Annotated in this window: 25 protein-coding genes; 7 read left to right on the forward strand and 18 right to left on the reverse strand. The window is 60.0% G+C overall.

Going from position 1 to position 26,688, the window contains the following annotated elements; genetic code table 11:
- Positions 1-9: 9 nt before the first annotated feature.
- The 7 genes from ACZ89E_RS18715 to mdaB all read right to left on the reverse strand — a co-directional run bounded on the left by ACZ89E_RS18715 (position 10) and on the right by mdaB (position 7,396).
- Positions 10-648 carry a YdcF family protein gene (locus ACZ89E_RS18715; protein ID WP_476256207.1) on the reverse strand — a complete coding sequence of 213 codons (639 nt, stop codon included), beginning with the start codon at positions 646-648 and terminating at the stop codon, positions 10-12.
- Positions 645-1,355: an HAD family hydrolase gene (locus ACZ89E_RS18720; RefSeq protein WP_476256208.1), complete on the reverse strand. Its 711-nt coding sequence runs from the start codon at positions 1,353-1,355 to the stop codon at positions 645-647. The genes ACZ89E_RS18715 and ACZ89E_RS18720 overlap by 4 nt, the downstream gene beginning before the upstream one ends.
- A complete protein-coding gene (locus tag ACZ89E_RS18725) occupies positions 1,321-2,496 on the reverse strand; it encodes an MFS transporter (protein WP_476256209.1) in 1,176 nt (391 codons plus the stop codon). The genes ACZ89E_RS18720 and ACZ89E_RS18725 overlap by 35 nt, the downstream gene beginning before the upstream one ends.
- Positions 2,497-2,557: 61 nt before the next feature.
- On the reverse strand, positions 2,558-4,279 hold the full coding sequence (locus ACZ89E_RS18730) for a carbamoyltransferase family protein (protein WP_476256210.1): 1,722 nt from the start codon (positions 4,277-4,279) through the stop codon (positions 2,558-2,560).
- A gap of 519 nt (positions 4,280-4,798) precedes the next feature.
- Positions 4,799-5,692, reverse strand: coding sequence for an NAD-dependent epimerase/dehydratase family protein (locus ACZ89E_RS18735; protein ID WP_476256211.1), 894 nt, complete (start codon positions 5,690-5,692; stop codon positions 4,799-4,801).
- Between the two features lie 103 nt (positions 5,693-5,795).
- Complete coding sequence (locus ACZ89E_RS18740; protein ID WP_476256212.1) at positions 5,796-6,707, reverse strand: LysR substrate-binding domain-containing protein; 912 nt, start codon at positions 6,705-6,707, stop codon at positions 5,796-5,798.
- A gap of 98 nt (positions 6,708-6,805) precedes the next feature.
- Complete coding sequence (mdaB, locus tag ACZ89E_RS18745) at positions 6,806-7,396, reverse strand: NADPH:quinone oxidoreductase MdaB (protein ID WP_149657696.1); 591 nt, start codon at positions 7,394-7,396, stop codon at positions 6,806-6,808.
- A 163-nt stretch (positions 7,397-7,559) separates the two neighbouring features.
- Here mdaB and ACZ89E_RS18750 point away from each other — a divergent pair, with 163 nt between their 5' ends.
- Complete coding sequence (locus ACZ89E_RS18750; protein WP_149657697.1) at positions 7,560-7,871, forward strand: putative quinol monooxygenase; 312 nt, start codon at positions 7,560-7,562, stop codon at positions 7,869-7,871.
- Here ACZ89E_RS18750 and ACZ89E_RS18755 read toward each other — a convergent pair.
- Positions 7,861-8,625 carry a sulfite exporter TauE/SafE family protein gene (locus ACZ89E_RS18755; protein WP_476256213.1) on the reverse strand — a complete coding sequence of 255 codons (765 nt, stop codon included), beginning with the start codon at positions 8,623-8,625 and terminating at the stop codon, positions 7,861-7,863. The genes ACZ89E_RS18750 and ACZ89E_RS18755 overlap by 11 nt on opposite strands.
- 199 nt (positions 8,626-8,824) lie before the next feature.
- On the opposite strand from ACZ89E_RS18755, the gene ACZ89E_RS18760 reads away from it, so the two are divergent.
- From ACZ89E_RS18760 to ACZ89E_RS18780, 5 genes are all read left to right on the forward strand, one after another.
- A complete protein-coding gene (locus ACZ89E_RS18760; RefSeq protein WP_476256214.1) occupies positions 8,825-9,709 on the forward strand; it encodes a LysR substrate-binding domain-containing protein in 885 nt (294 codons plus the stop codon).
- A 45-nt stretch (positions 9,710-9,754) separates the two neighbouring features.
- Positions 9,755-10,330, forward strand: a complete 576-nt coding sequence (locus tag ACZ89E_RS18765; RefSeq protein WP_476256215.1) for an NAD(P)H-dependent oxidoreductase — start codon at positions 9,755-9,757, stop codon at positions 10,328-10,330.
- 48 nt (positions 10,331-10,378) lie between these two features.
- Positions 10,379-10,750: a MerR family transcriptional regulator gene (locus ACZ89E_RS18770; RefSeq protein ID WP_463259345.1), complete on the forward strand. Its 372-nt coding sequence runs from the start codon at positions 10,379-10,381 to the stop codon at positions 10,748-10,750.
- 180 nt (positions 10,751-10,930) lie between these two features.
- Positions 10,931-11,437, forward strand: coding sequence for a flavin reductase (locus ACZ89E_RS18775; protein ID WP_149657701.1), 507 nt, complete (start codon positions 10,931-10,933; stop codon positions 11,435-11,437).
- A gap of 82 nt (positions 11,438-11,519) precedes the next feature.
- The gene (locus ACZ89E_RS18780) at positions 11,520-11,795 is read left to right on the forward strand and encodes a helix-turn-helix domain-containing protein (protein ID WP_149657702.1); all 276 of its coding nucleotides are present in this window, start codon (positions 11,520-11,522) and stop codon (positions 11,793-11,795) included.
- 136 nt (positions 11,796-11,931) lie between these two features.
- Here the strand turns inward: ACZ89E_RS18780 and ACZ89E_RS18785 are convergent, their stop codons facing one another.
- The 7 genes from ACZ89E_RS18785 to ACZ89E_RS18815 form a co-directional block, all read right to left on the reverse strand.
- Positions 11,932-12,462 carry a chorismate--pyruvate lyase family protein gene (locus tag ACZ89E_RS18785; protein WP_476256216.1) on the reverse strand — a complete coding sequence of 177 codons (531 nt, stop codon included), beginning with the start codon at positions 12,460-12,462 and terminating at the stop codon, positions 11,932-11,934.
- Positions 12,463-12,544: 82 nt separating this feature from the next.
- Positions 12,545-12,907, reverse strand: coding sequence for an ArsR/SmtB family transcription factor (locus ACZ89E_RS18790; RefSeq protein ID WP_133838436.1), 363 nt, complete (start codon positions 12,905-12,907; stop codon positions 12,545-12,547).
- A 129-nt stretch (positions 12,908-13,036) separates the two neighbouring features.
- Positions 13,037-14,488: an efflux transporter outer membrane subunit gene (locus tag ACZ89E_RS18795; protein WP_476256217.1), complete on the reverse strand. Its 1,452-nt coding sequence runs from the start codon at positions 14,486-14,488 to the stop codon at positions 13,037-13,039.
- A 9-nt stretch (positions 14,489-14,497) separates the two neighbouring features.
- Entirely contained in the window at positions 14,498-17,572 is a 3,075-nt protein-coding gene (locus ACZ89E_RS18800; protein ID WP_149657705.1) for a MexW/MexI family multidrug efflux RND transporter permease subunit, read from the reverse strand.
- Positions 17,569-18,672, reverse strand: coding sequence for an efflux RND transporter periplasmic adaptor subunit (locus ACZ89E_RS18805; protein ID WP_149657706.1), 1,104 nt, complete (start codon positions 18,670-18,672; stop codon positions 17,569-17,571). The genes ACZ89E_RS18800 and ACZ89E_RS18805 overlap by 4 nt, the downstream gene beginning before the upstream one ends.
- A gap of 133 nt (positions 18,673-18,805) precedes the next feature.
- A complete protein-coding gene (locus tag ACZ89E_RS18810) occupies positions 18,806-19,963 on the reverse strand; it encodes an acyl-CoA dehydrogenase family protein (protein ID WP_149657707.1) in 1,158 nt (385 codons plus the stop codon).
- A 218-nt stretch (positions 19,964-20,181) separates the two neighbouring features.
- Entirely contained in the window at positions 20,182-21,057 is an 876-nt protein-coding gene (locus ACZ89E_RS18815) for an NAD(P)-dependent oxidoreductase (protein WP_476256218.1), read from the reverse strand.
- A 157-nt stretch (positions 21,058-21,214) separates the two neighbouring features.
- Here ACZ89E_RS18815 and ACZ89E_RS18820 point away from each other — a divergent pair, with 157 nt between their 5' ends.
- Positions 21,215-22,360, forward strand: coding sequence for an LLM class flavin-dependent oxidoreductase (locus tag ACZ89E_RS18820; RefSeq protein WP_149657709.1), 1,146 nt, complete (start codon positions 21,215-21,217; stop codon positions 22,358-22,360).
- A gap of 47 nt (positions 22,361-22,407) precedes the next feature.
- On the opposite strand, the gene rfbA is transcribed toward ACZ89E_RS18820, so the two are convergent.
- Genes rfbA through ACZ89E_RS18835 form a run of 3 tightly spaced genes read right to left on the reverse strand, consistent with a single transcriptional unit; the run spans position 22,408 to position 26,683 of the window.
- Positions 22,408-23,331, reverse strand: coding sequence for a glucose-1-phosphate thymidylyltransferase RfbA (rfbA, locus tag ACZ89E_RS18825; RefSeq protein WP_476256219.1), 924 nt, complete (start codon positions 23,329-23,331; stop codon positions 22,408-22,410).
- A 42-nt stretch (positions 23,332-23,373) separates the two neighbouring features.
- Positions 23,374-24,456: a dTDP-glucose 4,6-dehydratase gene (gene rfbB, locus ACZ89E_RS18830; RefSeq protein WP_476256220.1), complete on the reverse strand. Its 1,083-nt coding sequence runs from the start codon at positions 24,454-24,456 to the stop codon at positions 23,374-23,376.
- Positions 24,457-24,505: 49 nt separating this feature from the next.
- Positions 24,506-26,683 carry a prenyltransferase/squalene oxidase repeat-containing protein gene (locus tag ACZ89E_RS18835; protein WP_476256221.1) on the reverse strand — a complete coding sequence of 726 codons (2,178 nt, stop codon included), beginning with the start codon at positions 26,681-26,683 and terminating at the stop codon, positions 24,506-24,508.
- Between the last annotated feature and the right edge of the window lie 5 nt (positions 26,684-26,688).

Raw genomic sequence — 26,688 nt, forward strand, 5'->3', positions numbered from 1 at the left:
CTCCAGGCCTCAGCGCCTGCCCTTGATCAAATGGTGATCGAACCCTTGCTCCACCAGGTAGCGCCAGGCGACCTGAACCTCGTCGGGAATCACCTGTTCCGCCTGGAAGCCCTGCGCAGGGTAAACCATGATGCGGTGCACATCCCCGACCATCTCGTCGATCAGCCCCAGGACCCCGATCAGGTTGCTGATCCCTCCCGGAAAAGCGAACGACGGCGCATCCACACACGCCTCCAGTTCGGGCCACTGCACGGGCAAGGTCAAGGCCACACGGCGGATGGAGTTCGGTTTGGTCAGGAACGTCGCTCGATGCACCTGTGGGAACAGCGCCTTGGCAAACGCGATGTTCTCGGCAAAGTTGGTGGCGCGCGGTTCCAGGGTGAATTGATCCGCCGTCACCCCCAGCGCCAGGGCTCGTTGCGCAAAAATATCGGCTTCGGTGCGTTTCCACAAATGCTTCGTCCAGTTACCGGTATTGCCGGTGAACAGCAGGTGCGGGGCGACGCCGTTTTTCAGCAGTTCGCAGGCGTAATCGCAGACCCGCAAATCATAGGAACCACAGACGACGATCAGCTCGCAAGCCTGGTGCTGGCGCCCTGCTCCGAGGAAGTCCCACAGGACGGTGGCGTGTTGCAGGGTCGGCGTCATGATCGGGCGAACCTCTGGGCAACCCGCCCACTGATGAACAGACCGCTATTGCCAAAGACGTGAGGCCCCAGATCGGTCAGCGAGACCGGCAGCGCGGTGAAATCCGCATACACCCGCGCCGCGCCGTGATCGGTCAACGTCGAGTCTTCGCCGATGCCGACACACAGCGCGCCGCTGCTGATCGCCGACTGCACGCCGCTGACTGAGTCCTCGAACACCAGGCATTCATCGCTCTGGCGCTCCAGTTGCGCCGCCGCCAGGCGATAGGCATCCGGCGCCGGTTTGCCGCTGCGCACGTCGTCGCGGCAAATGATGCTGTCGAACACCGATGTCAGATTATGTTGCTGCAGGACATGTTCGACCCGCGCTCGCCAACTGCTGGTGACCAGCGCCATGGGCACCGCGCTCGCCTTGAGTTGCGCGATAAACGCGGCCACCCCCGGCACCAGCGCACAAGTCGAGACCTGCTCGACGGCATCGACTTGCTGCTTGATCGCCACGCGCTGCGGCTCGTCAAACTGACCGAACAGCGCCTGCATCGTATGACCGCCCGGGCGGCCGTGAATGTGTTCGGCGATAAAGGCCTGATCCACGGCCACGCCGTAGCGCCGGGCGACGCTGGTCCAGGCGAATTCGATGACGTCGCGGGACTGGATAAGCACGCCGTCCATATCAAAGCAGACGGCTGTAAACGTTCGTTGTGTCATGAGTTGAACTTCGCATCTTCTGATGAGCAATAAACGCCAGCACTGTGCCGATCAGGGCAAACAGCGCCATTACGTAGTAGGACCACTGCGGCTGCGTTTCGTACAAGTACCCGGCAAAAGGCGTGGCCAGGCCCATGGGCAGCGCCACCGCCAGGGAGTAATAGACGCCCTGAGTAAAGACCTGAATGTCTTGCGGCGCATGGTCGCGAATAAACCGCATGATCGCCGAGTGGTACGCGGCAAAACTCAGGGCATGCAGGCACTGCCCCAGCAGAATCACCGACACCGCATCACTGTTGGAAAACACCGCCCAGCGCAGCGCCGCACAGACGCTGGAAAAGATCACGATGGACAAGGGCGAACAGAACGACAGGACCTTATTGGAGAGCGCGAAGTAAGTGATTTCCGCCAACACCGCCACCGACCAGAACGCGCCGATATAGGCCGAAGAGTAGCCCTTCACGCCCCAGCCAATCGACGCCGTGGAAAAGTACAGGGTGTGGCTCAGCTGAATAAAACTGGCGGCGGCAATCGCGATCAACAGACTTTTGTGCGCAAACAGCGCCTTCCAGTCCGGTCGTTTAATCGTGCGGCTGACCGGCTGCAAATGTGCCCGGGACACTTGGCGCTTCAAGCACAGACAGGCCAGCGCGGTGAACAACATGCTCGCCGCAATCACGATCGGCACCCAGGATTGGCTGGAGTGCGCGAACAACAAACCGCCGAGGGTCGAGGTCAGGATAAACGCCGACGAGCCCACCGCCCGCACCCAGCCGTAGTTCTGCAATGCCTGTTTGTCACGCTTGAGCAGATAGGACTCGGACAGTGGCAACACCACCATCCACAGTCCGCCAAACAGCACGCTCACGCACACGAAGATCCACAGGTGCGCCGGCATGAAGTAGAACAGCAACGTACAGAATGACGCCGAGAACCCGAGAAAAGCGGCGAGACGCAGTTGGTCCACGCGCCAGTCGGCCACGTACGTGATAAACACCCCGGTAAACACCTGGGGCCAATAAGCCGCTGCTATCAGCAGGCCTATCTGGCTGGCGCTGAACCCCAGCGAATCCAGCCAGGTCGGCCAGAACGGATAAATAATCCCCTCGGCCGCAAAGAACCCGAAAAAGATCAAATACATTCGTCAACCATACGCTCAATGCTCCAAAGCAGGGCTCCACGGGAGCCCTGAAAACGATCCCTTATTCGAAGCGTTGTTGGGTGAAGCTGTTCTTGCCCTTGCGCCAGACGATCAGCGATTCACTCATCACCACCAGATCGACCATGCCTTCCTTCAACGCATCCAGCGCGTCCTGGGACGAACAGACGATCGGTTCTTCATGCCGGTTGAACGAGGTGTTGATCAACGCTGCCTGGCCGGTCTTGTCGTGCCAGGCGTTCAACAGGCGATGCATGAACGGGTCGCCTTGCGGGCGAATGACCTGCGGCCGCGCGGTGCCGTCGATGTGCACCACCGCCGGGCTGGCCTCGCGAAACTGCGGGTGACAATCGTAGGTCATGGTCATGGTGTCTGCCGCGACCTGATCCTCATCCCAGCCGACGTAGCACGCGGCGGCCTGCTCAATGGCCGTGACCGGGCCGAACGGCATGAACTCGGTGCGGTGCATGCGCTTGTTGAGCCAGTCGTTCACCTCGGCATCCTGGGCGTGATAGACGATGCTGCGGTTGCACAGCGAACGAGGGCCGAATTCCATCTTGCCCTTGAACATGCCCAGCACCTGATTCTCCAGCAGCGCCTCGGTCAGGACGTCGATGATGTTCGACGGCGTGTGGTAACCGAGTTCCGGGTAGTCACGTGTGATCAGGTTGATGTTCTGCGACACGCTGCGCGCTTGCGGCCCGAGGGCCATCGCCGGGTTCTTGAAACGGGTGCCGTTTTCCAGGTACGCCGCCCCGACCGCCGCCGCCAAGGCCAGGCCACCATCGCCCATGCACGGCAACACGTAGACGTTCTTCACCCCTGGAATTTCCCGCAGGCGCTGATTGAGTTTTACGTTGCCAAACACGCCGCCAGCCAGGCACAGGTTGGTGCTGCCCCGTTGCGCCAGGTGATGCGTGACCGTCGCCACCAGCAGGTCTTCGGTGTGGCGTTGCACGGCGGCGGCGATGTCTTCGGGGGTTTGCCGGGCGAACAGGGTTTCCAGCGGTTCGCTGTAGTGGTGGTAGGACGGCAGGAACAGATCACCGCAGCAGGCCTTGATGCGCCCGTCTTCGAAACGGATCATTTGCTGCATCACCCCGAGCAGCTTTTGTGGATCGCCAAACGCGGCCAGGCCAGTGACTTTGCCTTCATGTCGATTGGGTTTGTAACCGAGCAAGTGGGTGATCCGACCGTAGAAATAACCCAAGCTGTCGACGCTGGTTTCGCGCTGCAACACCGTGGTTTCGGTGGGGCTGTACCAGGTCACGGTCAAGGACTGGAAATCACCGCGGCCGTCGCAGGTCAGGGTCAATGCCTCGTCAAACGGTGAGCAGACATAGGCGCCGAGGGCATGGCACTCATGGTGGTCAATGTAATAAGCCTTGCCGGTCAACTCATTGGCCGTAATGAATGCTTCAAACTCGGTTCGTTTCTCTTTATCGTTTTTGACTTCATCCGTTATACGTTGTCGGAATTGTGTCAGCCCTTGCGGATTATTCCGGACTTCTTCAACGATGCGATCAAAGTACAACTCAAGGTGTTTATCGGCACTGAAACCGGCATTCCATCCATACGCAACATAATTGACATCTTCGAGTGATAACCCCGCTTGGCTCAGTACAAACTCAATGGACTGTTCCGGCCAGATCTTGTGATCTTTTATACGAGTAAAGCGCTCTTCGCTGACCGCTGAAAGAATCTGACCATCACGTACCAGGCAGGCACCCGACAAATCATTATTAGTAATGCCTAAAATGATCATAACTGCTCCTTGTTCTTGCCAATTCCAGTGATGACTGTGCCTACGCTTGATAAGCGCAGCGCTCTAGCCTGGGTTTATGAGCGAATTTGCGGCGTCTATCGCCGAACGTCATAAAAGGTGAAGTGGCGGAGTCAAACGGCTCGCCTGAGATATGCCTTACGGGAAGACATCAAGAGTGTGTATTGCCATCGCAAAGTCCTTTTGCAAAAAAAGTCCACGGGCATTTACCTGTGTGCCCGGCTTCATGCCGGGGTAACAAGTGGATGTCGATACTTCTTATTCTTGCCATCAGAGTTGGCTATGTCGGTGCAGGCAACAGCCTAGTAGCAAACTTGCGAAGAATCTCTTGCACCCTCCACTAAAAATTAAATACCACGCTGACCTCCCCTGTTTCCGGGGACTTCAGTGGGCAAAATAAACAGTTAGATTCACCCGGCATAAAAAAGGCCCGCCGAAGAGCATTTTGCTCGTCGGCAGGCCATTGCTTGTAACTTCAGACAGGATCAGTCGGCATTTGCCTCAGACCATTTCGTGCAGGATCCACTCGGTCACCGACGTTCGTTTCGGCGCCCAGCCCAGCTGTTCACGGGCATGTTTGCCGCGCACCCGGCTGTTCGACCCCAGGCCATAGTTGGCCATTTCATAACCCCACTCGGCTTCGGCGTCTTTCAGCGGCCAGTCTTGCGGCTCGCCGAGGTTCAGGGCCTTGGCCATGGCGGTGGTCATGTTGATAAACGACGACTCGCCGCTTTCGACAAAGTAGAACGTGCCCGGGACGTTTTTGGTCAGCGCCAGCAGGTACAGGGCGACGACGTCTTCGATGTGCACGTTGGACCAGATGTTCTGGCCAGTGCCGACGTGGCGCACCACACCGCTTTTACGGGCCTGTTTGAGCAAGCGCGGCAACTGCACGCTGTCGCGCTTGACGCCCAGGCTGTGGCCGTAGATCAGGGTGTTGCAGATGACGGCCGAGTTCACCCCGTCCTTCGCGGCGGCGAGGATCAGGTCGTCGATGGCCACTCGGGCGGCTTTGTCGACGGTGGGTGCCGGCAGGTTGTCTTCGTAGTAGATGACGTCGCTGGATTTACCGCCCGACGCATCGCCGACGATGCTCGAACCGCTGGTGTGCAGGAACACTTTGTTGGAACCGCGCAACGCATCGAGCAAAGCTTCTACAGCGGCGCGATGGTCACTGCTGGCGGCGTTGATCACGGCGTCGGCGGCGCGGGCCTGCTCGGCCAGCAAGGCGCTGTCATCGAGGGTGCCGATTACCGGCGTGATGCCCAGAGCGGTCAGTTCATTGGCTTGTTCGGCGCTGCGCACCAGACCGGTGACGTGATGGCCGGCCTGGACCAGACCCGTGGCGATGGAACCGCCGATAAAACCGGCAGCGCCGGTAACGAATACGTTCATGGAGAAACTCCCTGCGTGAATAAGTGATGCAACGAGTATCAACGACCGATCCCTGTCGAAAAATCCCCGGTGGCCCAATTCACTCTTGCGCAGGGATCACGAATCAGCCCTTGAAATCGGAATTCGCGTACACCGCCAATTTGCCCTGGATGAAGTCCAGGAAGCACTGGATGCGCAGGGCCAGTTGCGAGTTGCGGTAGTACACCGCGTTGATCGGTTGGCGATAACCGCTATTGAATGCCGACAACACCTCTTTCAGGCGTCCGGCGCGGATGTCGTCGTGGGTCATGAAATCCGACAGGCAGGCGATGCCCTGGTTTTCCAGCGCCAAGTGCCGCACCGTCTCGCCGCTGGAAGCGTTGATCGCCCCGTTGATCGGCCAGCGATCACCGTGCACATGACGCAACGGCCATTGGTTGAGGCCTTCGTTCTGGGTGAAGCCGATCAGCGTGTGATCGTTGAGGTCGGCGACGGCAGTGGGTGTGCCGTGTTGCTCAAGGTAAGCCGGGCTGGCGACGATGTGCAGCGGGCTGCAACCCAGGGAGCGCGCATGCAAGGTCGAATCCGCCAGGGTGCCGATACGGATGGCGATGTCGGTGCTTTGTTCCAGCAGGTCAATGATCAGGTCGTTGCTGTTGAGTTCGAGCTGGATGTCCGGGTAGAGACCGCGGAACTCATCGATGTGCGGCACGATGGCGTGCAGCATGAACGGTGATGCGGCATTGATGCGAAGGCGTCCGGACGGGGTTTGCTGGCGGGAGTTGAGGCGTTCTTCGAGTTCGTCCATCTGATCGAGGATCCGCTTGGCGTGTTCGAAGAAATACTTGCCTTCCTCGGTCAGGTCCATGCGCCGGGTGGTGCGGTTGATCAGCGTGGTATCGAGCTTGGCTTCCAGGCGCGACAACGTGCGGCTGACCGCCGACGGCGTTTGCCCGACTTGCTCGGCCGCAGCGGAAATCGACCCGCATTCAATCACGCAGACGAAAATCTGCAATTCATCGGATCTGGCTTTCACTGAATTCCTCTTATCGATATTGCTGCGACAAATCCCTGGAGATGAGGGGTTTACTGTGGCTCTGGTCACAGATTCCGACTGTCGATAGTAGCTGACTGTCAGGCCTTGAGCCCAAACACCTCAGTCAAATGCTGCTCATAGCGCTTCACATCACCTTCAATGTCCGGGCGTTTCATCACGTCCACGCACAGGAAAGTCGGCAAACCGGTCATGCCGAGGAAGGTGTTGGCCTTGTGGAACGGGAAGTACACCGCGTCCACGCCTTTGGCTTCGAAGAAGTCGGTCGGATCGTCAAAGGCTTGCTGCGGCGCGTTCCAGGTCAGGGACAACATGTATTGCTTGCCCTGCAATAAACCACCACTGCCGTACTTTTGTGACGCATCGGAACGGGTGCGGCCGTCGCTGGCGTAGAGGCTGCCGTGACCTTCGGTGAAGACTTCGTCGATGTACTTCTTCACGGTCCACGGCGCGCCCATCCACCAGCCCGGCATCTGGTAAATGATCACGTCGGCCCAGACAAACTTGGCGACTTCTTCGGCGAGGTCATAGCCCTCGTCGATGAACGTGGTCTTCACGTCCAGGCCCCCACGATCCAGCACGCTGAGCGCGGTGTCATGCAGGGTGGTGTTGTAGCGGCCATCGGAGTGGGCGAACTTTTTGCCGCCGTTGAGCAAGAGGACTTTTTTCATGAAGGATCTCAGAAGGTTGGGAATTCGATGGCGGCAGAGTAGCGATGCGCCTCGCGCGGAATAAGCCACGAATTCACAAAATTCATTTGACCAAAACGCACGAATCGATAGGCGATTGTTGCCATAGACTTTCGCCGATTCTTATTTTCGAGGGATTTTTTCGATGAGTGATGTACAAGGCTTCATCCTGCACGCCAAGACCCGCCCGGAAAAAGCCGAGGCCTTTGAAGCGCTGTTTCGCGCCTATGTCGCGCCAAGCCGCGCCGAACCCGGTTGCATCGAGTACCACATGCTGCGCGACCAGCAGGACCCGACGCTGTTTATCTTTTACGAGATCTGGGAATCCCAGGCGCATCTGGATGTGCACTCGAACCTGCCGCACATGAAGCAGTTCCGCGAGCAGCGCATGAACTTCCTTGAGCGGGATTTCGACATTCGCGCCATCGAGATGCTCAGCCCGTCGTCTAGCCGCTGATCAGCAAGTGGCCGCCGAGTACACCAAGGCCGATGAAGAACACCCGCTTGAACAGCACGGCGCTGATCCGCTGACGCAACCACTGCCCGAGCAACATGCCGAGCACCGCCGGGATCAGCGCCAACAGCGAGGCGCTCAACTCGCCACCGCCCAAGGCACCGCGCCAGAACAGGCCGGCGGCCAGGGCCAGGGTCGAGACGGTGAAGGACAACCCCAGCGCCTGCACCAGTTCATCCTTGTTCAAGCCCAGTGCTTGCAGATAAGGCACTGCCGGAATCACGAACACGCCGGTGGCTGAAGTGATAACGCCGGTTAGCACACCGCAGACCGGGCCGAGCCAACGCTCGGTGCGACTGCTGACTCGCAACGCTGGCAGAAACAATCCGCTCAAGGCGTACACCAACAACGCCGCCCCCAATCCCCGCACCACCCAATGCCCGCCGGCCATGCCGATCCACAGCGTACCGGCGCCGGTGCCGATGAAGATCGCCAGCAGCATCCGCCACAAGCGTTTGATCAGCCCTTGCAGATGCCCGCCGAAGGCCAGTTGCCAGACGTTGGTCAGGGTCGCCGGGATGATCAACAACGCGGCAGCCTGCGACGGCGCCATAGCCAGGCCGAGCAGGCCCATGGCGATGGTGGGCAGGCCGAGGCCGATCACGCCCTTGATCATGCCGGCCAGCAGGAAGGTGGCGATGACCAATACAGACAGGGCCAGACCGAGGTTTTGGTAGAACGCGGCGAGTGTATTCATGGGGTTATCCTGCGCCCCGGCGGCCGGGTTGAAAATCTGCCATATACTGAGGGTGCCTCTTGAAATGACAGAGGCACGATCGTTCCCACGCTCTCGTGGGAATGCAGCCCGTGACGCTCCGCGTCACTTGCCGAAGCGGACGCGAAGCGTCCAATGAGGCATTCCCACGCAGAGCGTGGGAACGATCCTGTGGAAACTTATGCACTTCGACCTCACCGACCTGCGCCTCTACCTGAACATCCTCGACACCGGCAACATCACCGCCGGCGCCGGCCGCACGCATCTGTCCCTGGCCGCCGCCAGTGCACGCATCCGCGCCATGGAGGCGTCGCTGGGTATCGAGTTTCTACAAAGGAATCGCCGCGGCGTCACGCCCACGCCCGCCGGCAAGGCGCTGGCGCAACACGCCCGGGTGCTGCTGCAACAGGCCGAGCGCATGCAGCAGGATCTCGCCGACTACGCCAAAGGGGTCAAAGGCCAGGTGCGGTTGTTGTGCAACACCACGGCGATCACGGAATACCTGCCGGAGTTACTTGCGGACTTCCTGCGCGAGCACCCCAACCTCGACATCGACCTGCAAGAACTGCCCAGCGCGCGCATCACCCATGCCCTGCGCCAAGGGGCGGCGGACCTGGGTATCGTTTCCGACGCCATCGACACCGACGACCTGCAAACCCGGCCTTTCCGCGACGACCCGCTGGTCTTGATCCTGCCCCGCGATCACCCGTTGGCCGACGCCGGCGACGTCAGTTTCAGCGACACCTTGCACCATGACTACGTAGGACTGAGTGCCGACAGCGCACTGGCGGTGTACCTGGAAGAACAAGCCCTGCATATCGGTTCGAGGATGCAAATCCGCATCCGCGCCGACGGCTTCGATGGCGTGATGCGCATGGTCGCCCGGGGCGCCGGGCTGGCGATCGTGCCCTTGGCCGCCGTCGAACGCTGGCCAGGCGAAAAGCCTTTCCAGAGCCGCGCCCTGCAAGAGCCCTGGGCCCAACGCAAACTGCTGCTGTGCGCCCGGGACTTCGCCGCACTGCCCGGTTACGCCAACGCCTTGCTGCACGCCTTGACTCTCCCCTGAGGGGCAGACTTTACCCTTGAGGTTTCATCCTCAAGGACGCAGACGATGGGCAAGAAAATTCTGGTGATTCTCGGTCATCCTTCCAGCAACAGTTTTTGCGGCGCGCTGGCCGAGCGGTATGCGCAATCGGCGTTACGCGCCGGGCACGAAGTGCGGCAGTTGTTTCTCGGCCAGCTGGATTTCGACCCGGTGCTGCGTGAAGGCTATCAACAGATCCAACCGCTGGAAGCCGATCTGCGCCAGGCTCAGGCCGACGTTCTGTGGGCCGAGCATCTGACGCTGGTGTATCCGATCTGGTGGGGCGGGATTCCGGCGTTGCTCAAGGGCTTTTTCGACCGGGTGTTCCTGCCCGGATTTGCCTTCAAGTACCGCGAAGGCAAGGCGTTTCCCGACAAACTCCTGCACGGTCGCACCGCGCATTTGCTGGTGACCATGGACACACCGCCCTGGTACTACCGCTGGGTCTATCGCATGCCGGGGCTGCACCAGATCCGCAAAACCACCCTGGCGTTTTGTGGCATAGAACCCCGGCGCACCCTCACCTTCGGCCCGATCCTGGGCTCCAGCGCGGGTCAGCGCGAAGCCTGGCTGCTGCGAGCCCAGGCTATCGCCGGCCAATAAGTCTGCCGATAATGGGCCCGGTTAACCCACGGCAAAAAAGGACTTTCCATGTACATCGGCCAGGCTGCGCAGCGTTCAGGAACCACCGTCAAGAGCATCCGTCACTACGAGGCCATCGGCCTGTTGCCGCCCGCCAGGCGCCAGGGCAACTACCGGGTTTATGACCAACAGAGCGTCGATCTGCTGAGCATCATCAAGTGCGCCCAGCAACTGGGTTTCAAGCTCAAGGAGTTGCAGGCGATTTTCGCCGGCCACACCGGCCAGCCACTGGCATGGAGCGACGCGCAGCAGGCGATCACGGACAAGAAGCGCGAGGTCCACGACCAGATCGCGGCGCTGACCCAACGGCACGCGCAATTGGTCGAGTTTGAAGACAGCCTGCAAAACGCCTGGAAACACTGCCCTTTAGAGCGAACTTGAACGCCATTGTCCGTACGTTAATCAACGCAAAATAAGCCCAAGGAATAACTTGCAAGGTACGGCTACATACGTACTATAGCTCCGGAGCGAACGTGTTGTCCGAGAGCCGTTTTCGCACAGCGACAGCGGTCAAGGAAGAACGGATCAGCTCCAATAACCTACAAGGAATGAGGGGACGCTATGGTTGATTCATCGGAGTTTCGTAACGCAATGGCGATGCTGGGCAGCGCCGTCACCATCGTCACAACGGATGGCCCCGCAGGCCGTTTCGGCTTCACCGCTTCTGCCGTGTGCAGCGTGACGGATTCGCCGCCGACGCTGCTGGTGTGCGTCAATCGCGCCTCGGCCAACCACGAGCATTTCAAAACCAACGGCGTGCTCTGTGTGAACGTGCTGACCGGGGGCCACCAATCCACCTCCGGCGCCTTCGCCAATCGTCAGTTGACCATGCAGGAACGCTTCTCCAGCGTTAACTGCCAGACCCTGGTGACCGGCTCGCCGGCCATCGAAGAAGCGCTGGTCAATCTCGACTGCCGTGTCAGCAAGATTGACGAGGTCGGTACCCACAGCATTTTTTACTGTGAAATCCTTGAGCTCAAACACAGCGAAGCCAAGGAAGGCCTGGTCTATTTCAATCGCAATTACTACCGTCTCAATGACGAAATGCGCTTGGCCCCCGATCAGTAATCGATGCCCCGACCTGCGTGACCGCCGCCGGTTTTTGCTGACCGGCAGCTCGTGCGCAACGGGTCATGACAGGGATGAAACCATGTTATTCAATGAAGACAACTTCGCGGATCTGGACCTGAACCTGATCATCATTTTCCTGGTGTTGTTTCGCGAGCGAAGTGTTTCGCGCACGGCCGAACGCCTGCACGTCAAACAGCCGGCAATCAGTGGTTCGTTGGCGCGCTTGCGCAAGAAGTTTGATGACCCGCTGTTCCTGCGCTCGTGCAACACGATGCGCCCGACGTCGAAAGCGGAAAAACTGGCCCTGGCCCTCACCCCGGCCATCAGCCAGATTGAAGCCGTGATCAACCTCTGAGACGCATCAGGCAGACAGCCCTTTGGCCGGCCAACGGCCAAGGGTTCGCCGCCCGATGATAGCGGCTGGGGAAATGATCTTTGGGGGATGATGTCTGGGTGTTTTTTCAAGCTCGATTGCCGAGCCTGATGTCGAACTAGACCCGCGCCCAGAACGCCGGTAGAAAGCACTCGCTGACCAACAAGGCCGAGCCGTTGCGCGTAAAGCGCGAGCGCCGGGCCAGCAGCCGTTTGGCGTGTGGCGCGTAACGATAGGACAGCGCCGCCAACGGCGCGCCGGGGCTCAGCAAGGCACACTGGAACGGTTCGCGCAGGGTCTGTTCCGAGCGGTAGAGAATCTCCGCCAGCGGTCGGCCACCGTACCCGTTCAACTCAGCCCAATCGGCGCTCAGGGCCGGCACACTGGTCAGGCTGCGCGCCGTGACGCAGGCCTCGCCGTCGATCTTCATCACCACTTCGCGCACCCAGCCGGTGGATGTCGGCGGGACATCAAGCGCTTCGGCTTCGTCATGATTGAGCAGCGTATGCGACTGCTCGATGACTTCGATGGAATAGTCGCCCATGGCTTTGAGGCGCGGGGTCAACGCGCCGGGCAAAAACAGCCAATGGTGCTCGGGGGCGGTCAACTCCGACAACGGCCCGGATGACCAATAATGATTCGTTCCCATGCTCACACACCTCCCTGGTGATCGTGAATCGGTTGGTTGCCGTGAAGGGCACTGCCCTTCACCTGCGGTGGATCAACTGCATTCAAGCGTCGGCGTCTTCGGTGACTTCATGCTTGCTGATGACATCAACAGTCTGTTCATCGAACTTGACCGCGGTGAGCAGCGAATCGAGCAGCCCGGGAAACCGCAGGTCCATGTCCTCGCGGCGCAAGGACAAGAGGTTTTCCCGACCGTACGGCCGTTGCCAAATCAGGCCGCTGTCGCGCAAAACCCGCCAGTGATGGGTCATGGTCGACTTCGATGCGCCCTTGAGGATCCGGCCACAGGGGTGTTCCTGGCCATCGGCCAACACCTTCAACACGGTCAGGCGCAACGGGCTCCCCAGCGCGGACAGAACATTCTCTAACAAGATCTGATCCTGGTTGGGGTGATTCGGGACGTTCATAGGTAGGTACCTTTGAGGATATAGGCGGGAAAAGTCATGCGTGAATTCGTCTATACGAGAACAGTAAGACTATACACAAAGATCCCTTTTCCCGCGATCAACGCCCCGGGCGCTACTGCCCGCTGAACGCTACTGTTCGGTGTTCTTCGCCAAGGGCGATTCAGGCTCCTGGAAGCCGCCGCCCAACGCCGCCATCAATGAAATCGAACTGTCGACGTGCTTGCTGTTGAGGTAAGCCAGGCGCATCTCGTCCTGAATCAATTGTTGCTCGATGTTTAGCGCGTCGAGGAACGTATCTTCCCCGGCCTTGTAGCGCGACTGCGAAAGCTCATAGGACGACTGGGCAATCGCACACGCATCCTGTTGCACCACGATCTGCTGTTCGAAGGAACGCAGCTGCGTCACCGAGATCGCGACTTCGTGCAGCGCCGACGTCAGCACCTGGTTGTAGTGAGCAATGGAAACATCCAGCTCGGCATTCCCGGCCTTGAGGTCGGAGCGCAAGCGCCCGGCATCGAAAATTGGCAAGGAGAGGGTCGGCGCGATGTTCCAGAACTTGCTGACGCTGGCGAAAATCGCGTCACCAGACAAGGCATGTGTGCCCGCCGCAGCGACCAGGTTGATGTTGGGATAAAACGTGGTTTTGACCGCGTCGACATTCTTGTTCTCGGCCTCCACCCGCCAACGCGCCGCGACGATGTCCGGCCGGCGCCCGAGCAACTGCGCCGGCAGTTGTGCGGGCAGCGCCACCGCGCTGGCTTGCAAGGTCGAAGGCCGCTCGATGCCCTGCGCCCGATCAACGCCCTTGCCCACCAGCACAGACAATTGCAGCCGCGCAATTTCGATGTCGTCCAGCGCACCGATCAGGGTCGATTCCGAGCGGGCCTTGAGGCTTTGCACCTGCTTCAACTGCGACAGGTTGTCCAGCCCCGAGTTGTAGCGCGAGTCCGACAATTCCACCAGTTTGCTCAAGCGCTCCAGATCCCGGCGATTGAGCTCCGAGACCTGCCAGGCATACGCCAATTGGTTGTAAGCCTTGACCACGTTGACCGTGAGAATCAGCTTCGACGATTGCAGGTCGACTTCCGCCGCCATGGCGCTGTTGAGCGCCGATTCCCAGGCCGCGCGCTGGCCGCCCCACAGGTCAAAGGTGTAGTTGAAATTGACCGCCAGGTTGCGCGCCGTGAAGTACTTGTGGCCTTCGCCACTGTAGTCCTCGAACTTCGACAGACGCCCACGGGTGACGCCCGCCGAGGCGTCCATTTCCGGGTAACGCTCGGCATCGCGCAAGTCCAGAAAAGCGTTGGCCTTGGCGACCCGCGCCGAGACTTCCTGCAAATCCGGGTTGCTCGCGTAAGCCTCTTCGATCAAAGCCCCCAGGCGTGGATCGCCGAGGGACGACCACCAATCGGCACGGGGCCAATTGGCCGGTGGCAGCGTGTCTTTCAAGCTGTTCGAGGACGCCTGGTCAATGCTCAGCAATTGGCCCTGATGATCGATCCCGGCGTAGTTCACACAGCCGGCCGTCAACAGGATCGAAGCGGCCAGCGGCGCCAGCATGAAGCGTGTAATCCGATACATACAACTTCCTCAGATGGGTTGCGGCGCACTGACCGAGTGAGTTTCAGCGGCGCGAGCCGGCTGCTTGATCGAGCTCAGCAAGGTGTAGACCGACGGCAGGATGAACAGCGTGAACAGCGTGCCGATCAGCATCCCCACCACAATCACCAGACCCAGACCGAAGCGGCTGTTGGCACCCGCGCCGCTGGCGAACAACAGCGGCGCCAGGCCCACCACCATCGCGGCGGTGGTCATCAGAATCGGCCGCAGACGCACTTGCGCGGCATGTTGAATCGCTTGCACGCGGTCCATGCCTTGCTTGCGTTGCAGTTCATTGGCGAACGCGACCATCAGGATCCCGTGCTTACTGATCAATCCGATCAAGGTAATCAGCCCGATCTGGGTGTAGATGTTCAACGACGTCATGCCCAGCGCCAGCGGCACCAGGGCACCGCAGATCGACAGCGGTACGCTGATCAGAATGATGAACGGGTCGCGGAAGCTCTCGTATTGCACGCTCAGCACCAGGTAAATGATCACCAGGGCCAGGCCGAAGGTGAACACCAGGCTGTTGCCTTCCTGCACGTACTGACGCGCATCGGACTGCCAGTCGAAACTGAAGCCGGCCGGGAAGTTTTCCGATTGTTTTTGCAGGAAGCCCACGGCATCGCCCAGGGTCACGCCCGGGGCCGGAATGGCCTGGAACGTGGCGGAGTTCTGCTGGTTGAACTGGGTCATGCGGTTAGGCTCGACCTTCATGCTCAGGGTGGCCAGCGTCGACAGCGGCACCGGGTTGCCCTTCTGGTCTTTCACGTAATACAGCTTGAGGGTTTCCGGGGTCAGGCGGTCGGCGGAAATCGACTGCGGAATCACGTCATAGGAACGCCCGTGGAAGGAGAACCGGTTGACGTATTTCTCGCCGATCAGGCTGTTGAGGGTTTCGCCGATGTCCTGCATGCGAATGCCCAGGGCGTTGGCCTTGGCGCGGTCGATCTGGATTTCGACCACCGGGTTGTTGAAGTCGAGGTCGCTGTCCACCACCGCAAACAAACCACTGGCCTGGGCCGCCTGCTTGAGTTGGTCCATCACGTTGAACAACGCCAGGTATTCCTGATCGCTGCGAATCACCATTTGCACCGGCAACCCGCCGGTCGAGCCCGGCAATGGCGGCATCTGGAACACAAAGATGCTGGTGCCTTCGATCTGGTTCACCTTCGCCTGCAAGTCGGGCTGGATGGTGTTGGCGTCGCGACCGCGTTTTTCCCAGTCCACCAGGTTGATCCCGCCGACGCTGTTGGACAGCCCGTCGGAACCGTTGGCCACCCAGTTGCTGTAACCCTCGGGAATCTCGTTGAACGTTTCGTAGAGCTTGTGGGCGTAGGCTTCCAGGTAGTTGAGGTTGGCATGCTGCGGTGCCTTGATGGCGGTCAGCAGGATGTTCTGGTCTTCCAGCGGCGCCAGTTCGGTCTGGGCCGAGCGGTACAGGAACGGCAGGCTGAAAAAGATCACCAGGGCCACGCTCAGGCTGATCCAGCGTCGAGCCAGGGAACCGCCGAGCAATGCGCCGTAGCGCCGGGCCAGGTACTGGAAGAAGCGGTCGGCCTTGACCGCCATGAAGCCTTCGCTGCTTTTGGCATCCAGCAGGCGGGTACTCATGATCGGCGACAACGTCAGCGCGACGATCCCGGAAATCACCACCGCACCGGCCAGGGTCAGCGCAAATTCCTTGAACAGCGTACCGGTCAGGCCGCCCATCAAGCCGATCGGCGCGTACACCGCCGCCAGGGTAAACGTCATCGCCACCACCGGCCCCGCGACTTCACGGGCACCGATCAACGCGGCATCGAACGGGGTCTTGCCCTCCTCGATGTGCCGGTGGACGTTCTCCACCACCACGATCGCATCGTCCACCACCAATCCGATGGCCAACACCATCGCCAGCAAGGTCAGCAGGTTGAGGCTGAAGCCGAACATCTGCATCAACATCGCCGCGCCGAGCATCGACAGCGGAATGGTCACCAACGGAATCAGCACGGTGCGGAAGGTGCCCAGGCACAGATAAATCACCAGCACCACAATCACCAGCGCTTCGAGCAGCGTGTACGACACTTCATCAATCGAGGACTGAATGAAGTGCGCCACTTCGAACGGGATTTGTACGGTCACACCCGGCGGCAGGGTTTCCTGGATCTGCGGGATCAGTTCCCGCACACGCTTGACGATCACCAGCGGGTTGCCGGTCGGTGCGGCATCGAGGCCGAGGAACAGCGCCGGGACATCGCTCATCGAACCACTGGTGTCGGTCGCGGCCGCATTCAGCTCGACCGTGCCCACATCGCGGACTCGAATGATGCGACCGTTGTCGTTGCGCAGCACCATGTCGCGGAAGTCTTCGACGCTGTTGAGGTCGGTGTTGACCCGCAGGTTGCTGACCACGTACAGGCCTTTGACCTGACCCGGTGCGGCCTGGAAGTTATTGCCTTCGATGGCTTTCGACACGTCTTGCCCGGTCATGCCGTAACCGGCCAGGCGTTGCGGGTCCAGCCACAGGCGCATGGAGAGTTTCTGCTCGCCCATGATGTTGATTTTCGCCACGCCTTCGATACCGGCGAACATCGGCTCGACGACGCGGGAGATGTAATCGGACATCTCCGGGATGGTCAGGTTGGAACTGGCAAACGCTACGTAGGCCACGCTGGTGAAGCCGCCCGAGGTGCGTTCCACCACCGGGTCATAGGCATCCTTGGGCAAGCGATACTTGATCTGGTTGACCTTGGCCATCACCTCGGTCAACGCCGAGATCGAGTCACTGTTGAGGGCCATGCGGATCGTGACCAGGCTACGGCCCTGGGTCGATGACGACGACAGGTAGTCGATGCCCTCGACCGAGGCCACGGCCTGGCTGATCGGCTGGGTGACAAAGCCTTGCATCAGCTCCGACGAAGCGCCGGGGTACTGGGTGGTGACCGTGATGGTCGACGTCTCCAGCATCGGATACTGACGGATCGGCAAGTTCAGCAACGCACGCACACCGAACAGCAGGATCAGCGTACTGACCACCACTGCCAGCACGGGGCGGCGGAGAAAGATGTCGGTAAATTTCATTGTTTCGACCCGGTTGCGAGGTTAAGACCAATCGTGTCCGGAACACCTTCCACCGCCACGCCGTCATGGAGTTTCAACTGCCCGGAAGTCACCACTTGCACGCCTTCGGTCAGGCCTTTGTTGACCACCGCCCAGCCATCGCGACGCTCACCGACCTTGATGCTTTCACGTTTGACCTTGGTCACGCCGGCCTCGTCGAGGTACACCGAGAACACGCTTTCGCCGTAGGCGTTGTAGGTGATGGCGGTTTCCGGGATGAGCAGTTCCGCGGTCTGCGGCAGCGTCACCGAAACCCGGGCATACATGCCTGGGCGCAGCAGTTTTTTGGTATCGGTAATCACCGCCTGGACGTTAATGGTGTGGGACTGGTTGATCTGTGGATCGACCGCCACGATCTTTCCCAGAAATTTCACATCGGCCCAGGCATCGACCTTGGCCTGCACGGTCTGGCCCAGTTCCACGCGGGAACCATCGCGCTCGGCCAGAGTGAAGTTGACCCGCAGCACACCCGGATCGGTCAGCGTCGCGACAGCGCCGCCGGCTTCGAGGTATTGGCCCAGATGCGCCTGGCGAATGCCCAGGGTGCCGGCGAACGGTGCACGGATATGCCGCTGGGCAATCTGCGCCTGCATGCGCTCCATATCACCTTTGGCGGCATCCAGTTGAGCGCGGGCACTGTCGAAGGCACGGCGGCTTTCGGCACCGGTCTTGGCCAGTTCCTGCACCCGGGCGAATTGCGCCCTGGCGGATTCAAACTCGCCCTTGAGGCGTACCAGCTCACCCTGTTCGGGCGCATCGTTAAGGGTCAGCAACACTTGCCCGGCCTTCACTTCATCGCCGGACTCGAAATCGATATCAACCACCTTGCCGCTGACTTCAGCCGAGACCAAGACCTGACGCTGCGCTTCGAGCTTGCCGATCGCTTCGAGGTAGTAGGTGTACGGTTGCTTCTTGACCTGGGCCAGACCGACCCGGGTGCTGGGGATTCGTTGTTCGGCAGCCGCCGGGGCCGGTGACCAGAAACGCCAGCCCAATGCGCTGGAAATGATCACGACGAAGATAATAAAGACCAGTGTTTTAACTATATTTCGAGCAAGCATGTGGCACTCCCTTGACTCTTTACTGCGAGCACAAAAGTTTAAGAATTAAGAAAAAAGAGGCAACACAAACCCGGCGAGTTATTAATCCCTGTGATCAATCACTCATAACTCGCCGAACTTGTTTATTAGCGTATTACGCCGCAATCAGTACGTTGGTTTTATCCAAATACAGTTTGCCAATACCGTGCAAGTTCAAAGGCGACAAGGTGAAGTGCTTTGAACCGGTATGAATATCGCGGAAGCAACGTTCCAGGAAGCTGGTTTTGTAAACCGCCTTGGAACCGGCCAGTGCATAGATCTGATTGACCGCATTCACCGAGTTTTCCGTGAGGACCGAAGCGGCCAGGCCGACCCGTGCGCTCACCGGTTCACCGATGGTTTCACCGCGGTTGATCACTTGGCAGATGGCGTCTTCGAGCAACAATTGCGCGGTGTGCACCGAAGAAATGGCGCGGCCGGTCTTCTCGAAAATCACCCCTTCCAGCCCCGGATCGGTATTCACCGCGCGGTCATTGCGAAAGTGATCGACCGCGGCCCGGGCCACGCCCAGTACGGTGGACATCGCCGCCAGCGTGCCGAACTCGTAGTACCCCGTGGCATAAGCGCGGGAGCTGCGAATTTCCGGGGATTTTTTCAGGGTTTCGACGTCCAGGGAGAACGCCTTGTTGACCAGCACCTGTGAACATTCAAAGTGGTTGCTGCCGGTGCCGCGCATGCCCAGGGTGTCCCAGGTGTGGTTGATCTTGCACTGGCTGGCCGGGACGAAAAACATCCGCACCTCAGGCGCCGAGCCGTTGGCCGGGCCTTTGACGGTGGCGGTGCACACCAGCCAGTCGGCGTGGGCCGAGCCGCTGGCGAAGGCCCATTTGCCGCTCAACAGGTAGTCGTCGCCCACGGGCAACGCTTCGCCGCCGGAGTGGATCGCCCCGATCACGAAACCGTTGCAGGTGCTGTAGATCGCTTCGGAAGTGTGCTCCGGCAAATAGTCGGAGAGGCGCCCCATCGCCACTTGTACGGCCAATTGCCAGGAGACGGAAGCGTCATGCCGGGCGAATTCCAGCAGCATGGCGGAGGTGGTCTGGATATCGACCTGGGAACCGCCAAACGCCCTGGACACGGAGGTCCGGGCAAAGCCTTCCTTGAAAAGCTCAGACATCACATCCTTGTGAGTCGCATTCGTCTGCTCGCTGTAATCCCGGTGTTTAAGGATCAAAGGATTCAGTGCACGTACCTTCTCAAGCCATTCATTGGATTCGGTGGGAAGGTTATTCCATTGCATTAGATTTTTCATAACGGCTCCTAGCTATTATTTATTAACGTTCAGCAGACGAAAAACAGACAACGTTTTATTGTTATTAAACCCCGTGAAAAATGTACGTCTACAGTCGTACATTGGCAAGCGTTATTATCAGGAGCAATACCTATTTTTTAGAAGGCACTGATAATAATTAAAGGCGAAAAGAAACATCCGAACTTGCAACGAAGTTACGGCGTTTAAACACTAAGGAATTAGCGTGCGCCGGCGCGTCGTGCGCTCACCTCCGACAGCGATGCCCAATCCTGATCGCCCTGGCCGTGGGCCATGCCATCCAGCAGGTTGTCCTTCAAGACACTGGCAAACGGCAACGGCACCTGCGCCGCTTCACCCGCCTCCAGCGCCAGGCGAATGTCTTTTAAGCCCAGGGATAATTTGAACCCGGCCGGCTCGAACTGTTTGTCGACCATCAGTTTTCCGTAGCCCTGATAGACCGGCACCGCAAACAGCGTCGAGGTGATCATCTCGATGAAGGCTGCACGGCTGATGCCGTAGCCGCTGGCCAGGGTCGAGGCCTCGGCCGTTGATTCGATCGCCGCGGCAATCATCAGGTTGGCCGACAGCTTGGCGACGCACGCCAGTTCTGCACACTCGCCGAACGGCCAGGTCTTGCGCCCCAGCACATCGAACAATGGCTGGACCCGCGCCAACGCATCGGCCGGCCCGGACACCAGAATATTCAGATTGCCGGCCGCCGCGACATCCACCCGCCCCAGCACCGGTGCCGACACATAAGCCACCCCGCGCTCGGCGTGCAGCGCCGCCATTTCCTTAGCCAGCGCCACCGACACCGTGGACATGTTCACATGCACGCTGCCCGGCGCCAGGCCGTCCAGCGCTTGGGCATCGATGAACACGGAGCGAATGGCGGCATCGTCGCCCAGCATCGAGATCAACACTTCGGCGTTCGCCGCCAGGGCCGGACGGTCGACCGCTTGAGCGCCGGCACGGACCAGTTCTTCCAGCGGCGCCGGCGAGCGATTCCACACGCGGACCTGATGACCGGCCTTCAGAAGGTTCAGCACCATCGGTGCGCCCATCGTGCCCAAACCAATAAAACCCAGTTCCATGTCTTGCTCCTGTCGGTGTCAGGTGCCCGGAATGTCCGTTGCACGGCGAATCAGAATTGCGATTGTACGTGTACAGGCGTACATTTCAAGTGCCTCGATTATTTAACCTTCGGAGCACCGGTTTCAAACATACCTATACGCAAGGCAAGGAGGCTTTATGCAATTCGGGATCTACACCGTTGGCGACGTCACGCAAGACCCGACCAACGCCAGTACCCCAAGTGAATCTCAGCGCATTCAGGCCACCCTGCAAATCGCGCAAAAAGCCGAGGACATCGGTCTTGATGTGTTCGCGACCGGCGAGCACCACAATCCGCCGTTCATTACCTCTTCCCCGACTACCCTGCTGGCGTACATCGCGGCGAAGACCCAACGCATCATCCTCTCGACCTCCACGACCCTCATCAGCACCAACGACCCGGTGCGCCTGGCCGAAGAGTACTCGCTGCTGCAAAACCTCTGTGGCGGGCGCATGGACCTGATGCTGGGTCGCGGCAACACCGCGCCGGTCTACCCCTGGTTCGGCAAAAACATCACCGATGGCCTGCCGTTGGCGATGGAAAACTATCGGCTGCTGCACCAGTTGTGGCGCGAAGAAGACCTCAACTGGAGCGGTCGTTTTCGCACCCCGTTGCAGAACTTCACCTCGATTCCCCGGCCCCTGGACGACTTGCCGCCCTTCGTCTGGCACGGTTCGATCCGCACCCCGGAAATCGCCGAACAAGCGGCGTATTACGGCGACGGTTTTTTCGCCAGCCATATCCTCTGGCCCCGCGAACACTTCATTGCCCTGGTCGAGTTTTACCGGGAACGCTTTGCCTACTACGGCCATGGCACGCGCGAGCAAGCCATCGTCGGCCTGGGCGGGCATATCTTCATGCGCCGCAACTCCCAGGATGCGCGACGCGAGTTTCGTCCCTACTTCGACAATGCCCCGGTGTACGGCCATGGACCGTCACTCGAAGAGTTCATGGAGATGACCCCGTTATCGGTGGGCAGCCCCCAGGAAATCATCGACAAGACCCTGACCTTTCGTGAGCATTTCGGCGACTACCAGCGCCAATTGTTCCTGTTCGACCATGGCGGCATTCCGTTGAAAACCGTGCTGGAACAACTGGACATGTTCGGCGCCGAAGTGCTGCCGGTGCTGCGCGAAGAAACCCGCAAACGCCGTTCGCCGCTGGCGGCCGAAGCCCCCACCCACGCCAATCGCCTGGCCCATTTGCATTCCACACAGATGCTTGAAATCGACCCGCGAACCGGTTTGAAAACCACGTCTCACGACACCGTCACCGGTCGATAAAACCACCCGGCAAGCGCCCTCGATCCATCGAGGGCCCTTGCCGAGGATCAGGCCGCGCCCCGCAATGGCGGATGCGCGCCCATCACCGTCAACACATCATCGGTAATCAGCCGGGCGAGGTATTGACCGTAACCGGTCTTGCTCATGGCGCCGGCCAGCACCAGCAACTGCGCATCGTCGATCCAGCCCTTGTTGTAGGCGATCTCTTCCAGGCAGGCGATTTTCAAGCCCTGGCGCTTCTCGATGGCGTGCACGAAATTGCCTGCTTCCAGCAACGCATCATGGGTGCCGGTGTCGAGCCAGGCCATGCCGCGCCCCATCACTGAGACATTCAATTTGCCCCGTTGCAGGTAGACATTGTTGACGTCGGTAATCTCCAGCTCGCCCCGAGGCGACGGCTTGATATCCGCCGCGATCTGCAGCACTTCGTTGTCGTAGAAATACAGACCGGTGACGGCGAAATTGGATTTCGGATCGGTCGGTTTTTCGCAGATGCTCAAGGCCTTGCCGGTGGCATCGAACTCGACCACGCCAAAGCGCTCGGGGTCGGCCACGTAGTAGCCAAACACCGTCGCGCCCTCGTCGCGGCCGGCCGCTTGCAGCAGGGTTTCGCCGAAGCCGGCGCCGTAGAAAATGTTGTCGCCCAGCACCAGGCACACATTGTCTTCACCGACGAATTCGCGGCCGATGATGAAGGCCTGCGCCAGGCCGTCCGGGCTTGGCTGCACGGCATAGCTCAGGTTCAAACCCAACTGGCTGCCGTCGCCGAGCATGCGCTGGAAACCGGGCAAATCTTCCGGGGTGGAAATGATCAGGATTTCGCGAATGTCCGCCAGCATCAACACCGACAGCGGGTAGTAGATCATCGGTTTGTCATACACCGGCAGCGACTGTTTGGACACGCCCAGGGTGATCGGGTGCAGACGCGAACCGGCGCCGCCCGCCAACAGAATTCCTTTGTACTTGGCCATGCTTTTTTCCTTTTAAGCAGAGAGGTTTGAAGGGGGTAATGTTCAGGCTTCAACCGATTCGGTGGCGTGTTCGCCGAGGCGTTCCAGGGCGTAGTCGCCCGACAGGACCCGCGCCCACCAAGGGCTGTTTTCCAGGTACCAGTCGACGGTTTTACGCATGCCGGTCTCGAAGGTTTCCTGCGGCGTCCAGCCCAGGTGGGCGTGGATTTTCCCGGCGTCGACCGCGTAGCGTTTGTCGTGGCCCGGGCGATCCTTGACGAAGGTGATCAGGTCGCGAAAGTGCGCGACGCCTTCCGGTTTGACCGCGCCGCGCTCCTCCAGCAAATCGCACAAGGTGTGCACCACTTGCAGGTTGGTCTTCTCGTTGTGACCGCCGATGTTGTAGGTCTGCCCGACCTCGCCACGACTGACCACGGCATACAAGGCCCGGGCATGATCCTCGACAAACAGCCAGTCGCGGATCTGCGCGCCATCGCCGTACACCGGCAACGGCTGGCCTTGCAGCGCATTGAGAATGACGTGGGGAATCAGTTTTTCCGGGAAATGGAACGGCCCGTAATTGTTCGAACAATTGCTCAGCACCACCGGCAAACCGAAGGTGCGGTGCCATGAACGCACCAGGTGATCAGAACTGGCCTTGCTCGCGGAATACGGCGAACTCGGCGCGTAAGCCGTGGTTTCGGTGAAGGCCGGGTCCTGGGGTTCAAGGTCGCCATACACTTCATCGGTGGAAATGTGGTGGAAGCGAAACGCGGCCTGGCGCGGCGCATCCAGTCGGTTCCAGTAGCTGCGCGCCGCTTCGAGCAAGGTGTAGGTGCCGACGATATTGGTTTCGATGAACGCCTGCGGGCCTTCGATCGAGCGGTCCACGTGGGACTCGGCGGCCAGGTGCATCACGGCATCGGGTTGCTGGGCGGCGAAGATCTCGTCCAGCGCATTCTTGCTGCGGATATCCACCTGGTAAAACGAGTAGCGCGGCGAGGCGGCCACGTCGGCCAACGAATCCAGGTTGCCGGCGTAGGTCAACTTGTCCACGTTGATGACTTCGCAGTCGGTTTCATTGATCAGATACCGCACGACGGCCGAGCCGATAAAACCCGCGCCCCCAGTCACTAAAATTTTCATCAGCGCCTCCCTTGGCCAATTGATGATTCAACAATCCTTGAACGTTCGCTCAGTTGAGCAAAGCCACCCCGTACTGGCTCAAGCCCTGCTCCAGAATCAGCAGCGTCTGGATGCAGACAAAGCTTTCATCGGTGGTGGCCGACGTCGAGTTGAGCGGGCCGAATCCGCCGTCCTGTTTTTGATGGGCGGCAATCCAGTCCTTCGATTCCTGCAGATAAACCGGTTGGGCATCAAGCAAGTACATCGCCGCAATGGCCATGTACGTGCCCACCAGGCTCACGGCTTTGCCCGGCCGGTAATGGAACGAACCATTGGCCAATTGCAGTTTTTGCAGCCAGGCCACGGTGTGCCCGGCGTCGACGATGCGCTTGTTGAGAATGAACAGCGTCGACACCACGCGGTACACCGAAAACGCGTCCGGCGGATAACCCGGTTTGTTGGCAAACCCGCCGTCTGCGGTGCGGCAGCGCAACGCGAACGCGAGGACCGCTTGCTCGTCCGGGGCCTTGGCGCCCAGCGCATGCAGCGATAGCACCGCCAGGTTGGTGTGCCAGATATCCGAGGCAAAACCCGGCACATCGCCGAAACCACCGTCCGGGTTCTGGCTTGCCTGCAAGTAACGCACGCAACCGTCGATATCGTTCGGCAGAGCGCCCAGCACCCGCAACGACAACACCGCGCAGTAACTGGCGAACACATCGCTCAGGTGCCCCGGCTGCTCGGCGAAGCCGCCGTCGGTGTTTTGCGAAGACTTGATGCAATCGATCAGGCTCGCCTTGTTTTCAATCTGGATGCCCAGCGCGTGCAGGTCCGAGATCACGTGCAAGCCGGAAAACACCTGCCAGGTCTTGTCCGCCCGAAAGCCCAGCGGCGCGGTTTCGGCGGTCAGCCCGTACGGCGTATCGCTTGAAGCGCGGGCCTTGGACAGCCAGGCCAGGTAGCGTTTCAGATCCACGTTGATGGCGGGCACGGCCGCAGGATGGATGTCTTGCACATCGCCGCTGCCATCGATCGCGATCAGTTCCTGCGCCACCAACGCCGCATCGTCGTGATGATGCACGGTGGCCGGTGGCGCCAGGTTTTGCAGGGCGTGGGCGGCGGCCAACTGGGTTTTCAGGCTCTTCAAGTGCAGCGGCAAGTAAGTCAGGTTGCCGATGCTGAAGATCCCCGGCTGACGCGGCGGCGCCCAAAACTGCCGGATAAACGGCACGGTCGGGTCGTCGGGGGTGGACCAGAAGTAGCCCTTGCCCAGGAACAGCCCGCCGTTGCAGCGGTCATGAAACTCCAGCAACGCAGCAGTCACCGACGTGCGATCCGGCCCTTCGAAACCGCCCGGGAATGCCCGCATCGCCTGCAACAGTAACGCGACGTCGTAGGCGGTTTTGATCGGGAACGGCGACTCGTGTTTTTTGTACGAGGTGTGCCAGTCGACCCGCACTTTGCCGTTGATGCACACCCGGTCCCAATACCCGCCATAGGCCGGATCGCGAAACAGCGCCAGGGTTTGCAGCAGAAACGAGCGCGCCAGATTCGACAGTGCATTGTCGTCGCGAACATTCGCCAGTCGCGCCAGTGCAAGGCTGATGTGGGCGCGCACGGCGCAGCGGCTCAAGTCCACGTCGACGCACGAGTCACTGTCACCGCCGGCGATGCGTGCGATCAGGTTTTCGGTATGCACCTGCAGGTGCCCGACCAGTCCCTGGCCCAACGGATCGTTGCCGATCCGGGTGAGCAGGTTGGCCGCGCTGATATCCAGCTCAATGGACGTCGCCACTTCCAGGGGCGTCGACCAATCGCTGCTGTAGACGCCGGCGACGGTGGACCGGGCGTAGAGCGCTTCGATCTTTTCCAGCATCGCGCTGATGAGCTCGCGGTTCGCCGCGCTCTGTGGCACCCGGCGCTGATAGGCCATCAAGGCATTCAGCGCATCCAGTTGCAGCGCCAGGGTCCGGCAGCGCCCCGAACCGTGGGGCGTCCAGAACTGATCGGCCAGTTCATGGAACCCCGCGTTCTGGGCATCGTACAGACCCATCAACCCGTCATGGGCGAAGCGCAATTGCGCTTCATCGCCATGCTCGGCCTGGTAGAGCGTCGCCTCAACCTGATCCTGCAACTGCTTGTCACTGGAAATGGCGACCTGCCCACTGGCATCGGTGATTGCAAAATAGCCACCGTGCTCGGGGTCGGCGAGGCCTTGATCAAAAAAGAACTGCGGATGAAGCGACATGGTGA

The sequence above is a fragment of the Pseudomonas sp. TE3899 genome (assembly GCF_056279105.1).

Excerpts from the sequence above, each read along its gene's own strand:
- ACZ89E_RS18715 (WP_476256207.1), bottom strand. The coding sequence starts at position 648 with ATGACGCCGACCCTGCAACACGCCACCGTCCTGTGGGACTTCCTCGGA.
- ACZ89E_RS18720 (WP_476256208.1), bottom strand. The coding sequence starts at position 1,355 with ATGACACAACGAACGTTTACAGCCGTCTGCTTTGATATGGACGGCGTG.
- ACZ89E_RS18725 (WP_476256209.1), bottom strand. The coding sequence starts at position 2,496 with ATGTATTTGATCTTTTTCGGGTTCTTTGCGGCCGAGGGGATTATTTAT.
- ACZ89E_RS18730 (WP_476256210.1), bottom strand. The coding sequence starts at position 4,279 with ATGATCATTTTAGGCATTACTAATAATGATTTGTCGGGTGCCTGCCTG.
- ACZ89E_RS18735 (WP_476256211.1), bottom strand. The coding sequence starts at position 5,692 with ATGAACGTATTCGTTACCGGCGCTGCCGGTTTTATCGGCGGTTCCATC.
- mdaB (WP_149657696.1), bottom strand. The coding sequence starts at position 7,396 with ATGAAAAAAGTCCTCTTGCTCAACGGCGGCAAAAAGTTCGCCCACTCC.
- ACZ89E_RS18750 (WP_149657697.1), top strand. The coding sequence starts at position 7,560 with ATGAGTGATGTACAAGGCTTCATCCTGCACGCCAAGACCCGCCCGGAA.
- ACZ89E_RS18755 (WP_476256213.1), bottom strand. The coding sequence starts at position 8,625 with ATGAATACACTCGCCGCGTTCTACCAAAACCTCGGTCTGGCCCTGTCT.
- ACZ89E_RS18760 (WP_476256214.1), top strand. The coding sequence starts at position 8,825 with ATGCACTTCGACCTCACCGACCTGCGCCTCTACCTGAACATCCTCGAC.
- ACZ89E_RS18765 (WP_476256215.1), top strand. The coding sequence starts at position 9,755 with ATGGGCAAGAAAATTCTGGTGATTCTCGGTCATCCTTCCAGCAACAGT.
- ACZ89E_RS18770 (WP_463259345.1), top strand. The coding sequence starts at position 10,379 with ATGTACATCGGCCAGGCTGCGCAGCGTTCAGGAACCACCGTCAAGAGC.
- ACZ89E_RS18775 (WP_149657701.1), top strand. The coding sequence starts at position 10,931 with ATGGTTGATTCATCGGAGTTTCGTAACGCAATGGCGATGCTGGGCAGC.
- ACZ89E_RS18780 (WP_149657702.1), top strand. The coding sequence starts at position 11,520 with ATGTTATTCAATGAAGACAACTTCGCGGATCTGGACCTGAACCTGATC.
- ACZ89E_RS18785 (WP_476256216.1), bottom strand. The coding sequence starts at position 12,462 with ATGGGAACGAATCATTATTGGTCATCCGGGCCGTTGTCGGAGTTGACC.
- ACZ89E_RS18790 (WP_133838436.1), bottom strand. The coding sequence starts at position 12,907 with ATGAACGTCCCGAATCACCCCAACCAGGATCAGATCTTGTTAGAGAAT.
- ACZ89E_RS18795 (WP_476256217.1), bottom strand. The coding sequence starts at position 14,488 with ATGTATCGGATTACACGCTTCATGCTGGCGCCGCTGGCCGCTTCGATC.
- ACZ89E_RS18800 (WP_149657705.1), bottom strand. The coding sequence starts at position 17,572 with ATGAAATTTACCGACATCTTTCTCCGCCGCCCCGTGCTGGCAGTGGTG.
- ACZ89E_RS18805 (WP_149657706.1), bottom strand. The coding sequence starts at position 18,672 with ATGCTTGCTCGAAATATAGTTAAAACACTGGTCTTTATTATCTTCGTC.
- ACZ89E_RS18810 (WP_149657707.1), bottom strand. The coding sequence starts at position 19,963 with ATGAAAAATCTAATGCAATGGAATAACCTTCCCACCGAATCCAATGAA.
- ACZ89E_RS18815 (WP_476256218.1), bottom strand. The coding sequence starts at position 21,057 with ATGGAACTGGGTTTTATTGGTTTGGGCACGATGGGCGCACCGATGGTG.
- ACZ89E_RS18820 (WP_149657709.1), top strand. The coding sequence starts at position 21,215 with ATGCAATTCGGGATCTACACCGTTGGCGACGTCACGCAAGACCCGACC.
- rfbA (WP_476256219.1), bottom strand. The coding sequence starts at position 23,331 with ATGGCCAAGTACAAAGGAATTCTGTTGGCGGGCGGCGCCGGTTCGCGT.
- rfbB (WP_476256220.1), bottom strand. The coding sequence starts at position 24,456 with ATGAAAATTTTAGTGACTGGGGGCGCGGGTTTTATCGGCTCGGCCGTC.
- ACZ89E_RS18835 (WP_476256221.1), bottom strand. The coding sequence starts at position 26,683 with ATGTCGCTTCATCCGCAGTTCTTTTTTGATCAAGGCCTCGCCGACCCC.